Raw genomic sequence first — 13577 nt, forward strand, 5'->3', positions numbered from 1 at the left:
CACCCCGCCCAGCACCACACCGCACCGCACCACCCGGCCGAGCCCCACCAGCCGACCGCGCCCCATGAAGGAAGGCCCGCATGAAGATCTGGATCTCGTACGACATGGAGGGCGTCGCCGGCATCGTCGACTGGGACCAGTGCCGTCCCGGCGCGCCCGGCTACGCCCTGGGATGCGACCTGCTGCTGGCCGAGGTGAACGCCGCGATCGAGGGCGCGGTCGCCGGCGGCGCCACCGAGGTGCTCCTCAACGACTCGCACAGCCGCATGGCGAACCTCGACCCGCGGGCGATCGCGCAGCCCGAGGTGGTCCGGATGATCACGGGTCGCCACAAGCCGATGTACATGGTGCAGGGGCTCGATGCCTCGGTCGACGCGGCGTTCCTCGTCGGCTACCACGGCAGCATCTCCGGCGCGCCGTCCACGCTGTCCCACACGTACAACCCCGAGGTGTTCACCGGAGCCCGGGTGAACGGCGCCTGGGTCGGCGAGAGCGGCATCAACGCCCTCGTCGCGGCGCACCACGACGTCCCGATCGCGCTCGTCACCGGCGACGAGGTCACCTGGACCGAGACGGAGCCGTTCGCTCCCGACGCCGAGCACGTCGTCACGAAGACGTCGATCACCCGCGCGAGCGCCGACGCCCTGCACCCCGCCGTGTCGTGCGCACGGATCCGGGCCGCCGCGACCGCGGCCGTCGCGAAGGTGACCGCGGGCGGCATGCGCGCCCCGGACCTCCCGGCCGACACGACGCTGGAGCTCGACGTGCTGACGTCCGACATGGCCGACGTCGCCACCTGGGTCGGCGGCGTCGACCGGGTGACCGAGCGCACCATCGCGATCAGCGGCGGCGACCTGCTGTCGGTGTTCACGCGCTTCGTCGCCGTCAACTACATCACCCGGCAGGCGGGCGGCCGATGACCGGGGCTGCGGCCGAGCAGGCGGGCCGTCGCGACGAAGAGGCCATCGCGCGCCCGCAGGGCACCCGGATCTGGGACATCGCGCCGACGCGCGGCTGGTCCCTCGCCCTGCACGGCGGCGCGGGCGGTCGGATCGCGGAACTCGCCGAGGAGGACCGGCAGCGGTTCGAGGCCGGGCTCGCGGCCGCGTACGCGGCCGGGTCGGCGGTCCTGGGCGCCGGTGGTCCCGCCCTCGACGCCGTGTGTGCGGCCGTCGAGCAGCTCGAGGACGATCCCCTGTTCAACGCTGGACGCGGAGCAGCGCTCACGGCCGAGGGCGAGGCACAGCTCGACGCGTCCGTCATGGACGGCGCGACCGGCCTGGCGGGCGCGATCGCGGCCTCCCGGCACGCACGCAACCCGGTGCTGCTGGCCCGCGCCGTCATGGAGCGGTCCGCGCACCTGTTCATCGTCGACCCCTCCGAGGACCTCGTCGCCGGCTGGGGGCTCGAGACGGCCGCGCAGGAGTACTTCATCACCGAGGCGCGCCAGCAGCAGCTCGCCCGGATCCTCGCCGACCGGCTCGTCGCACCGCGGCACGGCACGGTCGGTGCGGTCGCCCGGGACACCTCGGGCACGGTCGCCGCGGCGACCTCGACCGGAGGCATGTCGGCACAGGAGGACGGCCGCGTCGGCGACTCGCCCGTCATCGGCGCCGGCACCTACGCGCGGAACGGCCAGGCCGCGGTGTCCTGCACCGGCGAGGGTGAGGCGTTCATCCGCGGAGTCGTGTCCCACGACATCGTCGCCCGCATGCGGTACGGCGGGGCCAGCCTGCCCGACGCGGTCCGTGCCACGATCGACGAGGAACTCACCGCGCGCCACGCCAGCGGCGGCCTCGTGTCCGTCGACGCGGACGGTCGGGTCGTCGTGGCGCACAACTCGCCGACGATGTTCGCGGCGTTCCACGACGGCGATCGGCTCGTGCTCCGCACCTGAGGCCGTCGGCCCGGGACCGGACACACCAGGAGGGACATGCCGATCAACGACGAGATCTTCGCCCGCATGGACGAACTCAGCCCCGCCGAGAAGAAGGTGGCGCGCACCCTGCTCGCCGCGTGGCCGAGTGCGGGACTCGACAGCGCGGCGAGCCTCGCGCGCTCCGCCGGCACGAGCACGCCGACGGTGCTCCGGCTCGTCGCGCGGCTCGGGTTCGGCACTTACCCCGCGTTCCAGGCGAAGCTCCGCGACGAGGTCGCCCACCACATGGGCAGCCCCGTCCAGCGCACCCAGGAGGGCATCGCCCACGACGGCGGCAGCGGGACCTTCGCCCGGGCCATCGCCGAGCGGGTCGGGCTCATCGAGGCGCTCCGGACGTGCGTGCCGCCGAGCGAGTTCGACCGCGCCGTCGCCGTGCTCGGGGAGCGGCCGAAGCACGTGGCCGTCATCGGGGGGTACTTCAGCCGCTACTTCGGCATGGTGTTCGCCGCGCAGCTCGACCAGATCCTGCCCGACGTCGCGTTCCTCGCCGAGCCGCTCGGGCACGACGTCGGGCGCTTCCTGCGGCTGCGCCGGGGTGCGGTCGTCGTCGTCATCGACTTCCGGCGCCACGAACTCGCCGCGCAGGAGGCCGCCGCCGCCGCGAAGGAGCAGGGCGCCACGGTCGTCGTCATCACCGACACCACGCTGTCCCCGGCGGCCGAGAGCGCCGACGTCGTGCTGCCGGTCACGGTGGACGGGATCCCGTTCGACTCGATGGCACCGCTGCTCGTGCTCATCGAGGCGCTCGTCGAGGGCGTGCTCCGCGCGAGCGGTCGCCGCGGCCTCGCACGCATGAAGGAGTGGGAGGACTCGGTCCGGATCTCCCGCGCACACCGAGGGGAGCCGACGACCGGCCCCCGGGCCGTCGGCGCCGGCAACCTCGGCGCCATCGAACTCGAGGAGGAACGATGAGCGACGAGTTGCCCACCACGACCGGACAGTGGCCGTTGGCCGGGACGGCGCGTGCCGCCACCCGGACGCCGACGTCTGCGCCCGCCGCCGCGCCGACTCCCGCCAGCGCACCGGCGCCTGCGCCGTCCCCGGCGTCCGGACCGCTCGCCGGCCAGGTGGCCGTGGTCACCGGGACCGCGCAGGGCATCGGACGGCGCACGGCTGACGACCTCGAGGCCGCCGGCGCCGTCGTGCACCGGCTCGACCGCGACGACCTCGACCTCGCCGACAGCGCCGCCGTGGACGCCTGGTTCGCCGCGCTCGACCGCTGCGACGTGCTCGTCAACGTCGCGGGCGGCGTCGTGGGCCAGACCCACACACCCATCGAGGACCTCACCGACGCCGCCTGGGACGCCGTCTGGGCGGCGAACGTCCTGACCGCCCGCAACTGCACCCGCGCGGCCGCCCGCCTCATGAAGCCCGCCGGCTACGGGCGGATCGTCATCGTGTCGTCCGGTGCCGGCCGCAGCGTGAGCCTCACCGGCATCCAGGCATACACGACGTCGAAGGCCGCGCAGATCGGGTTCACCCGGCAGATGGCGCACGAGCTCGGCCCGCACGGCATCACCGTCAACTGCATCGCGCCCGGGTTCGTCCTGTCGAACCCGACGACCCAGGCGCAGTGGGACTCCTACGGCCCCGACGGGCAGCGCGCCCTCGTCGAGCGGATCGCGGTCCGCCGCACCGGCACCCCCGAGGACATCGCCCGCGGGGTCGCGTTCTTCGTCGCACCCGACGCCGGATGGGTCAGCGGTCAGACGCTGTCCATCGACGGCGGACACCAGCTCTTCTGAGCCACCCGTTCCCGAGAGGACAGCATGACCACCACCCCACCGGACACCGACGTCCACGCGCAGCTCGCCGACCTCGGCGAACGGTACTTCGCCACCGAGCACACCTACGACCCGTACAACGCCACGCTCCTCGGCATCGCGGAGTTCGACCACCTGCCCGGTGACCCGAGCGAGGACGCGAGCGAGCGTGCCGGCGCGGACCTGGCGGCGATCGCGGAGGCCGCCGCGGCCCTCCCGGTCGACCGGCTCGACGGCGCGGGCCGGGTCGACCACGGCGTGCTCACCGCACTCGTCCGCGGTGCGCAGCAGGACGCCGAGCACAGCCTGTGGGCGGCGAACGCGAGCGCCAAGGGGTACGTCAGCCGGCAGGGCCTCGTGTTCCAGGCCGTCCCCGCGATGACCGTCGCCGACCAGGCCGCTGCGGACCGGTACCTGGCCCGGATCGGCGGCCTCGGCGGGACCTTCGCCGCGCTCGCCGACCGGTACCTGCTCGAGGCGTCGCGCGGACGTGTGCCCACCGCCATGGGTGTGCGCCACTCGATCGAGCAGCTCGAGGGCTACCTCGCGCTCCCGCTCGACGACGACGCCCTGCTCACCGCCGTGCGCGGGACGCCGTGGTTCGACGCCGCCCGGGCACTCGTCGACGAGCGGGTGCGCCCCGCGATGTCGGCGCTCGCCGAACGGCTCCGGGTCGAGCTCCACCCGCTCGCGCGGCCGGACGACCGCGTCGGGATCTCGACGATCCCCGGCGGGGCTGAGGGCTACGCCGCAGCGGTCGCCCGGCACACGACGACCGCGCTGACGCCGGACGCGATCCACCGCATCGGCCTCGACGAACTCGAGCTGCTCCGCGAACAGTGGGCGACGATCGGACAGCGCGCGCTCGGGCTCACCGAGCCGGTCGAGATCGCCGCGCGACTGCGCACGGACCCGGCGCTGCGGTTCCGGACCACGGACGAGATCATCGGGTACGCGCAGGCCGCGCTCGACCGGGCGGAGGCCGCGCGCCCCGCGGCCTTCCCCGCGTACGACATCACCGCGTGCACCCTCGAGCCGATCAACCCGATCGACGCGGGCAGCAGCGCCCTCGGCTACTACCGGCCCCCGGCGGTCGACGGCAGCCGCCCCGGCGCCTTCTGCCTGCTCGCCGACGAGCCCGAGCAGCGCTACCGGTACGAGTACGAGGCCCTGACGTTCCACGAGTCGGTGCCCGGCCACCACATGCAGCTCGCGATGGCGCAGCAGCTCGACGTGCCCCGCTACCGCCGCTACCTCGACGTCGAGGCGTGCAGCTTCAACGAGGGATGGGGCCTGTACTCCGAGGAGCTCGCCGACGAACTCGGGCTGTACTCGGACGACGTCGCCCGCCTCGGGATGCTCTCGATGCGGGCGCTCCGGGCCTGCCGGCTCGTCGTCGACACGGGCATCCACCACCTCGGGTGGTCGCGGGAGCAGGCCGTGCAGTTCATGCTCGCGAACACCGCCGCCACGGAGGAGCACGTCCGCAGCGAGGTCGACCGCTACATCGCCTGGCCCGGGCAGGCCCTGGCCTACATGATCGGACGCCGCGAGATCCTCCGGCTCCGGGCGGCCGCGCAGGGTGCGCTCGGGGACCGGTTCGACCTGATCGGGTTCCACGACACGGTGCTCGGGAACGGCGCGGTGCCGCTCACCGTGCTCGGCGGAGTCGTCACGCAGTGGCAGGAGAGGACAGCAGCATGAAGGTCACCATCATCGGCGCCGGCGCGATCGGCGGCACCATCGGGGCTCGGATGCACCGGGCGGGGCACGAGGTGCTCCTGTGCGACGCGGACCCCGAGCACGTCGCCGCGATCAACGACGACGGCCTGCACATCGAGGGGCCGGTCGAGGAGTTCACCGCGCACGTTCCGGCCGTCACGCCCGACGACCTGCCCGACACGATCGAGCACGCGATCGTCGCGGTGAAGAGCCTGCACACGGCGTCCGCCGCGGCGCTCCTGGAGGGACGGCTCGCCTCCGACGGGTTCGTCCTGACGGTGCAGAACGGCCTGACCGCCGACACCCTGCAGGCGGCCGTCGGCGCGGACCGGGTCGTGTCGAGCTTCGTCAACTTCGGTGCCGACTACCTCGGCCCGGGCCGCATCCTGCAGGGCAACGTCGCGACGTTCCGGATCGGCGAGATCGGCGGCGGACCGATCACGCCACGGGTCGGCCTGCTCGCGGACAGCCTGCCGTACGCACTGCCGACCGAGAACGTGCTCGGTTACCTGTGGGGCAAGGAGGCCTACGGCGCGATGCTCTGGGCCGGCGCGGTGTCCGACCTGACGATCGCGGACTCCCTGTCGCTGCCGCCGTACCGGGCGCTCATGACGGCCGTGGCGCAGGAGGCCATCGACCAGGCACCCGTCCCCGTCGAGTCGTTCGACGGCTTCGTGCCCGACGACCTCGACGGGTCGCTCGACCGGCTCGCCGCGTTCAACCGCAAGAGCGCCAAGGCCCGCAGCGGCATCTACCGCGACCTCATGGTGCGCAAGCGCAAAACCGAGGTCGACGAGGTGCACAAGGACATCCAGGGGCCGGTGTTCGACCGGATCGTCGCGATGATCCACGACATCGAGGAGGGCCGCCGCACGTGCGAGGTCGCGAACCTGGAGGAGTTGGCGGAGTTCGCGGCCTCCCGCTGACCACGGCGGGATCGAACCGCTCTCGTCCGTTCGCACCGCGCGCTCCGGGTGTTCCACCGGAAGCGCGCGGTGTGACCGCGGACGAGCACGCGGCCCTGCCGCAGCGCGCGCGGTGCCGTCTCCGCTCAGACGGAACCGCTGAGGTAGGTCAGGGTCGCGACGTCGGCATTGCTCGCGCGTGCCCCTGCTCGTCGAGGTGGTCGCGCCACGAGCGCTTCGGGCTCCAGCCGAGAAGTCGCCGCGCCTTCGCGATCGAGATCCCCGACGCGTCGACGCGGTCGAGTTCGCGGAGCTCGATCGCGTCGCCGTGGTGCTCGCGCAGCGTGGCGGCGAAGTCGTGCCCCCCGGCGTTGTCGGCCGCAGCGATGTAGAACACCTCGTGCCCGGGCAGGTCGGACTCGGCCGCGAGCACCAGGGCATCCGCCAGGTCCTCGGCGTCGATGTAGCTGCCGAAGTTCGCGCTCGTCCGGGACGGCTCGCGCACCTGCGGACCGAGGTTCGACTCGTAGTTGTCCTCGTTGTGCACGGTGCTCGGCCGGATCGAGATCGCGCGGATGTCGGAACGACGCACCGCGGCGTCCATGAGCTGCTCGCCGAACGCCTTCGACAGCGCGTACGGGTCCTGCGGGTACTGCGGGTGGTCCTCGTCGACCGGCAGGTAGTCGGGCAGGAACGGCCGTTCGGGGAAGAAGTTCCCCACGATGCTCTCGCTCGACACGTTGACGAACCGGCGGACGCCGAACTGCACCGCGGCCTCGATCAGGTTGAACGTCGACATCAGGTTCGTCTGGAACACCACGTGTGGCGGGTTGCCGGTCGGCTGCGGGATCGCGGCGACGTGCACGACGACGTCCGCACCGGCGACCACGGCGTACGCGGAGCCCGCGTCGGTGAGGTCGGCCTGCACGTACCGTCCGGGGACGACGACCCCGGCGTCGAACACCGGGCGGACGAGGTCGACGCCGAGCACCTCGTGCCCCGCGTCGACGAACGCCTGGACGGTGGGGCGTCCGACCTTGCCCCGGGAACCAGTGACGACGACCTTCATGGTGTGTTCCTCCTGTGCGGGCGGCCCGCGGTCCGTCCGACCGGGAGGGCCGGAACCAGTCCGAACGTACGCGGTGCGCGGTCGTGGCCTGACCCCCGGCCCCGGGCGCCCGGCCCCGGCGCCCGGCCTCCCCTTCCGCGAGATCGCACTCGTTGCCGTTCTGGGCGCCTCCACAACGGCGACGAGTGCGATCTGGAGCGACCGCGCGACGCAGCCGTGCTCCGTCACGGCGTGCGGGAGCTCCAGGGGAGGTCCACCGGCTGGAGGGTCGCCCGCTTGGGCTCCCGGCCGTCGCCCGACGAGCGGCCGGTGAGACGACGGCCGATCCAGGGCAGCACGTGTTCGCGCCAGTAGGCGGCGCGCGACTGCCGCACCACCTCCGGTGGGAGCTCCTCCGGGAACGGGGGGAGGGGAACCTCCAGTGCGGCCAGCACGTTGCCCGCCACCCGCCGATGCCCGAGGGCGTTGAGGTGCAGTTTGTCCGGTGACCAGTAGCGCAGCTCCATCAGTTCCTCGTCCGACCAGTTGTCCACCACGGTCACGTGGTCCTTGCTGGCCCATTGCCGGATCGCGCTCGCGAACTGGTTGCCGCGCCCCTCGACGAGGCGCCCGGCCGGCAGGTTCCGCGTCATGTTCGCCACCGTGACGAACACGACCTCGGCGCCGGAGGCCACCGCACGGTCGATCGCGGCCTCGAGCCGGGCGGTGACCGCAGCAACCGAGACGCGGGCGCGGATGAGGTCGTTGTTCCCGCCGCTGATGCTCAGCAGGTCGGGACGGAGTGCGATGGCCGGCTCGAGCTGCTCGTCGAGCAGGGGCGCGAGCAGCCGGCCGCGGATGGCCAGGTTGGCGTACGTGACCGGGCCGGCGGCCGCCGCCGCGATCCCCTGGGCGACGAGGTCCGCCCACCCGCGAGGAGTGCCGTCCGGCCGTTCGTCACCCATCCCCTCGGCGAAACTGTCACCGATGGCCGCGTAGCTGCTCAACGATCTCTGCACGGGTCGATCCTGCTCCTGCGGTGACGCGCCCGTCCGTAAGCTGCCGCCATGACCGCCCCGGGCTCGACCGCGCGACGGGTCCCTCCGCGGGTCCTGCTGCTCAACGGCACGGTCGGCGCGGGCAAGTCGACCACGGCCGACGCGGTCGGTGCACTGCTCCGCGAGCGGGGGCTACCGCATGCGGTGGTGGATCTCGACGCCCTCCGTCGCGTGTGGCCCGCACCGCCCGACGACCGGTTCAACGGAGCGCTCCTCGCGCGGAACCTCGCGGCGGTGGCGCGGAACGCGTGGGACGCCGGTGCCGAGCGGCTCGTGCTCGCGGGCGTCGCGGAGACCGTGGAGGACCGGAGCGCGCTCGAGGAGGCCGTCGCCGAGACGATCGTCACCTGTCGGCTGGTGGTGACGGCCGGCGAACTCCGACGGCGACTGCTCGTGCGGCACGCGCCCGGAGCGGAGCGCGACTGGCACCTCGACCGCGCGGAGGAGCTCGACGCGGTCCTCGACGGTGCTGACGTCCACGATCACGTGGTGTCGGTCGACGGCGACGATCCCGGGAGGATCGCCGCCGAGGTGCTCGATGCGGTCGGGTGGGGGCCTCCAGTGCGCTGAGCGTCGGGCAACCCATCCGCTCGCAGAGTCGTCGTCGCGGTCAGATACCCAGGACGAGCCGGATGCCCGCCGCGACCTGCGTCATCAAGTTGCGCTGCAACGCGCTCGAAGTGTTCGAAGTCGCTGTCCGGAACCGAGATCGCGGTCTTCATGGGGTGAGTACAACCGGTCGTACCGGTCTCGCCGCATGCGGCCCGCACGTCACGTCAGCGAGCAGGCCAGGATCGTGTGCATGGCCGACGCTCCGTTCCGCACCGGGTGGGTGATCGTCCGCGCGAGGTACCCCGAGCTCGTGAGCGTCGAGGTCCGTCGACGGCGCACGATCATCGCCGGCAGCGTGGCCACGGCGGTCGGGACGGCAGCCTCGCTGACCGAGATCGTCTGGCACTGGGCGACGACGCCGGCCCCGCTGGTGGTCGTCGGCCTGGTGCTCATCGCGGCCGCGTTCGGTTCGGGCGCCGCCGCGTCCCACCGCCTGTCGCTCGCGTCGCCACCGCTCTGGGCGTTCATCCCATCGGGCAACTGGCGCCGCCAGGAACGCATCGCCCGACAGTTCGCCCCGCGGCCACCGGCGATGGCCCCGGAGGACCGCGACCTGGTGATCGCCGCCGCCGAGCGTGCGCGCGACGGGCTCGTCCTGAGCGCTGCCCGGACACTGTGGCTCCCGGCCGCATGGGCACTCGTGTGGCTCGGCGTGGCCGCCGTTGGTCTCGAGGGGCGGTTCGCCTTCTCCTTGTTCACACCGCTCGGTCTCGGGCTGCTCCAGTCCTCGACGTTCATCGCCGCGGTGACCGGACTCGGCCGCATGGAGCTCGCCCGACGCCGCGCCGAGGCCCTGCCGCCGCTGCCGGAGGTCGCACCACCGCGTCGGCCCACCGGTCGTGGTCCCAGCGGATCGAAGCTGTCGCTCCCCGGCGAGTGACCGTCCCGCTCCGCGCGAGTGACCGTCCCGCTCCCCGCGAGTGACCGTCCCGGCCCCGCCGATGCGCGCCCTCAGGCCGCGTTCCGCCGCCGCATCGGGGATCCGTTGCGGAAGAAGTCCTCGTACCGGACGGTGTCCTCGGTCGTACCGGTCGTCCGTCGCCGCGGCATGGTCGCCGCCTTGCGGAAGAAGCGGATCTGAGCGGGTGCCACCCCGGGTTGCATCTCGTACCGGCTCATGTCGTTCCTCGGGTCCCTGGCCGATGCGGCGCTGACGCCCTGTCGTCAGCTGACGCCGCATTCGTGCGAGTGATGCTCAAACAATAGGGGCGATCCTGGCCCGCGAACAGGGGTGGACACCATGCGGTTTCCGTGCAAGTCCTGCGTCCAACGTCTCGCGCCGAGACGGTGGACGGCGAGCGGGGTCGTGGGTAGCGTGAACGCCACCACTCCTCAACGACGAGAGAGAAGCAACCGTGCGCCGAATCCTGGCGACCGTGATCGCGGCCGCAACGCTCATCGGGGCCCCGGCCCTGTCCCTCCCGGCCATGGCGGCACCGGCCGCGGCCCCACCGCGGTCCGCCGCCGTCCCCGCGCATCGCGGCCCGGCGACGCCCGCGAGCTACCAGAACCCGATGGCCCTCCGCCTCCCGGACGGCCAGACGGCCGCGAGCTGCGCCGACCCGACCGCCATCCACGGCGCCGGGCGCGACCGGAACTGGTACCTGTACTGCACGTCGGACGCGCTCACCGCGACCGAGACGAACGCAGACGGATCGCTCGTACAGCACACCGTCCCGACCTACCGCTCCACGGACCTGACGCACTGGACGTACGTCGGTGACGCGTTCACGACGAAGCCGGCCTGGGTCGGTGCGGCGAACGGGATCTGGGCCCCCGATGTGGTGTACCGCGCGGGCGCCCACGGGCGTCCCGGCACGTACTTCATGTACTACACCGCGTCGGACACGCCGACCGCGACCGCGGCAACCGGCGGCGGGTCGGCCGTCGGCGTCGCGACGAGCACGAGCCCGACCGGACCGTGGACCGATTCAGGAGGCCCGGTGGTCGCCCCGCAGGAGGCCGCGAACGGTCAGGGGAAGCGCTGGGAGTTCGACCCCGAGGTGATCACCGCCAACGGCGCGACGTACCTGTACTTCGGCAGTTACTACGGCGGCGTCAACGTCCGGCAGCTCACGGCTGACGGCCTCCGGTCACTGCCCGCCACCGAACAGCCGATCGCGATCGACAACCGGTACGAGGGCACCTACATCACCCAGCACGACGGCTGGTGGTACTTCATGGGCTCCGCCACGAACTGCTGCAACGGTGCCCTCACCGGGTACGGCGTGTTCGTCGCGCGGTCCCGCAGTCCGCTCGGCCCGTTCCTCGACCAGGACGGCGTCTCGATCCTCAGCACCCGGGTTGGAGGCACGCCCCTCCTCGCGCAGAACGGCAACCGCTGGGTGGGCACCGGGCACAACACGGTCGTCACGGACTTCGCCGGGCAGGACTGGATCATCTACCACGCGGTCGACCAGAACGACCCGTACTACGCGGGCCAGCCGACGTACACGAAGCGACCGGCGCTCATCGACCCGCTCGACTGGGTGAACGGCTGGCCGACCGTCCGCGGGGGTGCCGGACCGTCCGATCAGCGTGAGCCCGGGCCCGTGGCGCAGCCGGGGGAGCGGCCCACCTACCGGCCGACCCTCGCACCGGTCACCGTGCCCGGCCGTCCCGTCCGGGCGGCCTCGACCGACTTCGCCGGGACGAGCCTCCCGTCGTCGCTCGCGTGGACGCGGCAGCCGGACCCGTCGACGTACTCGGTGAGCGGCGGTGCGTTCCGCTGGCAGACGCAGGCCGCGGACCTGCACCCGCCGGCGACGCCGCTCGCCTCGGTGCTCACGGAGCCCGCGCCGGCCGGTGACTACGTGCTCGAGACGAAGGTGTCAGTGGACACGCCCGCGACCGGCGATGGCGTGAACTACGCCCAGGGTGGTCTCATCGTGTACGGGGACGACGGCAACTACATCCGCCTCGTGTCCAACTCGATCTACGACACGCGGCAGACCGAGTTCGGCAAGGAGGTCACCCCGCAGCCGGCGGGCGCCCCGAACTACGGGAACATGGTGGTCGGTCCGGTCGGCGACTGGACGACGCTCCGGATCGTGCACCGCACGGTCGAGGGGAAGAGCGCCTACACCGCGTACACGAGCGTCGACGGGCGACACTTCGTCAAGGGCGGCACGTGGACGGCCGATCTCGGGGCGCACCCGCGGATCGGGCTCATCTCGCTCGGGGCCTCCGGGTTCACGAGCACGTTCGACTACCTGCACGTCAGCGGGGCGGTGACGCTCGGGCGCTGACCGCCCGCACCCGCACCCGCGACACTTGCGAGATCGCAGCTGTTGTCGTTCTGGCACAACCCAGAACGGCAACGACTGCGATCTCGCGGAGAAGCGGAGAAGCGGAGAAGCGGCGGGGGAGCGCGGGGTAGCGTCCCCCGCGTGACCGACTCCACGCCAGACACCCACACCCCCACCACGACCCGTGACGCCGACCTGCCCACGACCATGCGGGCGGTGCGCTTCGACGCGTACGGCGACCGCTCGGTCCTCCGGGTCGACGAGGTCCCGGTGCCCGAGGCCACGGGTGACCGCGTCCTCGTCCGCGTCCGCGCCGCGGGCACGAACCCCGGCGAGGCAGCGATCCGGCAGGGCGCGATGGCGGAGCAGTTCCCGGCGACGTTCCCGTCCGGACAGGGCACCGACCTGGCGGGCGTGGTCGCGGCGATCGGCGAGGACGTCACGCAGTGGGCCGTCGGGGACGAGGTCCTCGGGTGGTCGTGGGAGCGGTCGAGCCAGGCCGAGTTCGTCAGCGTCCCCGAGGGGCAACTCGTCGCCAAGCCGCGGCGCCTGTCGTGGGAGATCGCAGGCGCGCTCGACGTCGCCGCGACGACCGCGTACGCCGCCGTGCGGGCCGTCGACCCCCACCCGGGCGAGACCGTCGTCGTCTCGTCCGCGGCGGGTGGCGTCGGCGGCATCGTGACGCAGCTCCTCGTGGCGAAGGGCGTCGACGTCATCGCCGTCGCGTCCGAGGCGAACCACGAGTGGCTCCGCTCGGTCGGCGCGCGTCCGGTGGCGTACGGGGACGGCCTGGAGGACCGGGTGCGGCAGGCGGGTACGAACGGCATCGACGCGCTCATCGACACGCACGGGCCGGAGTACGTGCGGCTGGGCATCGCGCTCGGGGTCCCCGCGGCGCGCATCGAGACGATCATCGCGTACGAGGCCGCGGCCGAGGTCGGGGCGAAGACCGACGGGAGCGTCGACGCCGCGTCCCAGGAGGTCCTCGCCGAACTCGCGGGCCAGGCCGCCGACGGCACGATCACGGTGCCGATCGTCGCCACGTACCCGCTCGACGCGGTGCAGGACGCCTACGCGGAGCTCGAGCAGGGTCACGCGCGCGGCAAGATCGTGCTCGTGCCGTAGCCGATCACGCTCCGGCGCGGCCCGGCGCGGCCCGGCGCGGCCCGGCCCGGCGCGGCCCGGCCCGGCGCGGCCCGGCCCGGTCCGGTTCGGTCCGGTCCGGCCGACCCGGGCGGCGCTGGGCCGCACGGGGGCGGGGCGGGGCCGGCCGGGCCTGATC

13 protein-coding genes are annotated in these 13577 nt (G+C 73.1%); 10 read left to right on the plus strand and 3 right to left on the minus strand.

Annotated features, from left to right (window positions below):
* Positions 1-80 precede the first annotated feature (80 nt).
* From DEI81_RS15530 to DEI81_RS15555, 6 genes are read left to right on the plus strand one after another with little or no spacing between them, the layout of a single operon-like run.
* Positions 81-920 carry a M55 family metallopeptidase gene (locus tag DEI81_RS15530; RefSeq protein ID WP_111011636.1) on the plus strand — a complete coding sequence of 280 codons (840 nt, stop codon included), beginning with the start codon at positions 81-83 and terminating at the stop codon, positions 918-920.
* Entirely contained in the window at positions 917-1897 is a 981-nt protein-coding gene (locus DEI81_RS15535; RefSeq protein WP_111011637.1) for an isoaspartyl peptidase/L-asparaginase family protein, read from the plus strand. The genes DEI81_RS15530 and DEI81_RS15535 overlap by 4 nt, the downstream gene beginning before the upstream one ends.
* A gap of 36 nt (positions 1898-1933) precedes the next feature.
* Positions 1934-2851, plus strand: a complete 918-nt coding sequence (locus tag DEI81_RS15540; RefSeq protein ID WP_111011638.1) for a MurR/RpiR family transcriptional regulator — start codon at positions 1934-1936, stop codon at positions 2849-2851.
* Positions 2848-3684 (plus strand): SDR family NAD(P)-dependent oxidoreductase, encoded by an 837-nt coding sequence (locus DEI81_RS15545; RefSeq protein ID WP_111011639.1) that lies wholly within the window; start codon positions 2848-2850, stop codon positions 3682-3684. The genes DEI81_RS15540 and DEI81_RS15545 overlap by 4 nt, the downstream gene beginning before the upstream one ends.
* A 24-nt stretch (positions 3685-3708) precedes the next feature.
* Positions 3709-5406, plus strand: coding sequence for a DUF885 family protein (locus DEI81_RS15550; protein WP_111011640.1), 1698 nt, complete (start codon positions 3709-3711; stop codon positions 5404-5406).
* The gene (locus tag DEI81_RS15555) at positions 5403-6350 is read left to right on the plus strand and encodes a ketopantoate reductase family protein (RefSeq protein ID WP_111011641.1); all 948 of its coding nucleotides are present in this window, start codon (positions 5403-5405) and stop codon (positions 6348-6350) included. The genes DEI81_RS15550 and DEI81_RS15555 overlap by 4 nt, the downstream gene beginning before the upstream one ends.
* A gap of 148 nt (positions 6351-6498) precedes the next feature.
* Here DEI81_RS15555 and DEI81_RS15560 read toward each other — a convergent pair whose 3' ends face one another.
* Both DEI81_RS15560 and DEI81_RS15565 read right to left on the minus strand, forming a co-directional pair.
* Positions 6499-7398: an NAD(P)-dependent oxidoreductase gene (locus tag DEI81_RS15560; protein ID WP_111011642.1), complete on the minus strand. Its 900-nt coding sequence runs from the start codon at positions 7396-7398 to the stop codon at positions 6499-6501.
* Positions 7399-7622: 224 nt separating this feature from the next.
* Complete coding sequence (locus DEI81_RS15565) at positions 7623-8396, minus strand: SGNH/GDSL hydrolase family protein (RefSeq protein WP_258368799.1); 774 nt, start codon at positions 8394-8396, stop codon at positions 7623-7625.
* A gap of 48 nt (positions 8397-8444) precedes the next feature.
* Between DEI81_RS15565 and DEI81_RS15570 the strand changes: the two genes are divergently transcribed.
* Both DEI81_RS15570 and DEI81_RS15575 read left to right on the plus strand, forming a co-directional pair.
* Complete coding sequence (locus DEI81_RS15570) at positions 8445-9005, plus strand: hypothetical protein (RefSeq protein WP_111011643.1); 561 nt, start codon at positions 8445-8447, stop codon at positions 9003-9005.
* Between the two features lie 232 nt (positions 9006-9237).
* The gene (locus DEI81_RS15575) at positions 9238-9927 is read left to right on the plus strand and encodes a hypothetical protein (protein ID WP_111011644.1); all 690 of its coding nucleotides are present in this window, start codon (positions 9238-9240) and stop codon (positions 9925-9927) included.
* Between the two features lie 71 nt (positions 9928-9998).
* On the opposite strand, the gene DEI81_RS16345 is transcribed toward DEI81_RS15575, so the two are convergent.
* Positions 9999-10166, minus strand: coding sequence for a hypothetical protein (locus DEI81_RS16345; RefSeq protein ID WP_181434721.1), 168 nt, complete (start codon positions 10164-10166; stop codon positions 9999-10001).
* 236 nt (positions 10167-10402) lie between these two features.
* On the opposite strand from DEI81_RS16345, the gene DEI81_RS15580 reads away from it, so the two are divergent.
* Entirely contained in the window at positions 10403-12295 is a 1893-nt protein-coding gene (locus DEI81_RS15580) for a family 43 glycosylhydrolase (protein ID WP_146244131.1), read from the plus strand.
* 141 nt (positions 12296-12436) lie between these two features.
* Complete coding sequence (locus DEI81_RS15585) at positions 12437-13420, plus strand: NADP-dependent oxidoreductase (RefSeq protein WP_258368800.1); 984 nt, start codon at positions 12437-12439, stop codon at positions 13418-13420.
* The last annotated feature ends 157 nt before the right edge of the window (positions 13421-13577 follow it).

This window comes from Curtobacterium sp. MCBD17_013 (assembly GCF_003234565.1).
GTDB lineage: Bacteria > Actinomycetota > Actinomycetes > Actinomycetales > Microbacteriaceae > Curtobacterium.

Bases quoted from the DNA above. Each gene is read 5' to 3' on its own strand.
- DEI81_RS15530 (WP_111011636.1), top strand. From the start codon at position 81: ATGAAGATCTGGATCTCGTACGACATGGAGGGCGTCGCCGGCATCGTC.
- DEI81_RS15535 (WP_111011637.1), top strand. From the start codon at position 917: ATGACCGGGGCTGCGGCCGAGCAGGCGGGCCGTCGCGACGAAGAGGCC.
- DEI81_RS15540 (WP_111011638.1), top strand. From the start codon at position 1,934: ATGCCGATCAACGACGAGATCTTCGCCCGCATGGACGAACTCAGCCCC.
- DEI81_RS15545 (WP_111011639.1), top strand. From the start codon at position 2,848: ATGAGCGACGAGTTGCCCACCACGACCGGACAGTGGCCGTTGGCCGGG.
- DEI81_RS15550 (WP_111011640.1), top strand. From the start codon at position 3,709: ATGACCACCACCCCACCGGACACCGACGTCCACGCGCAGCTCGCCGAC.
- DEI81_RS15555 (WP_111011641.1), top strand. From the start codon at position 5,403: ATGAAGGTCACCATCATCGGCGCCGGCGCGATCGGCGGCACCATCGGG.
- DEI81_RS15560 (WP_111011642.1), bottom strand. From the start codon at position 7,398: ATGAAGGTCGTCGTCACTGGTTCCCGGGGCAAGGTCGGACGCCCCACC.
- DEI81_RS15570 (WP_111011643.1), top strand. From the start codon at position 8,445: ATGACCGCCCCGGGCTCGACCGCGCGACGGGTCCCTCCGCGGGTCCTG.
- DEI81_RS15575 (WP_111011644.1), top strand. From the start codon at position 9,238: ATGGCCGACGCTCCGTTCCGCACCGGGTGGGTGATCGTCCGCGCGAGG.
- DEI81_RS16345 (WP_181434721.1), bottom strand. From the start codon at position 10,166: ATGAGCCGGTACGAGATGCAACCCGGGGTGGCACCCGCTCAGATCCGC.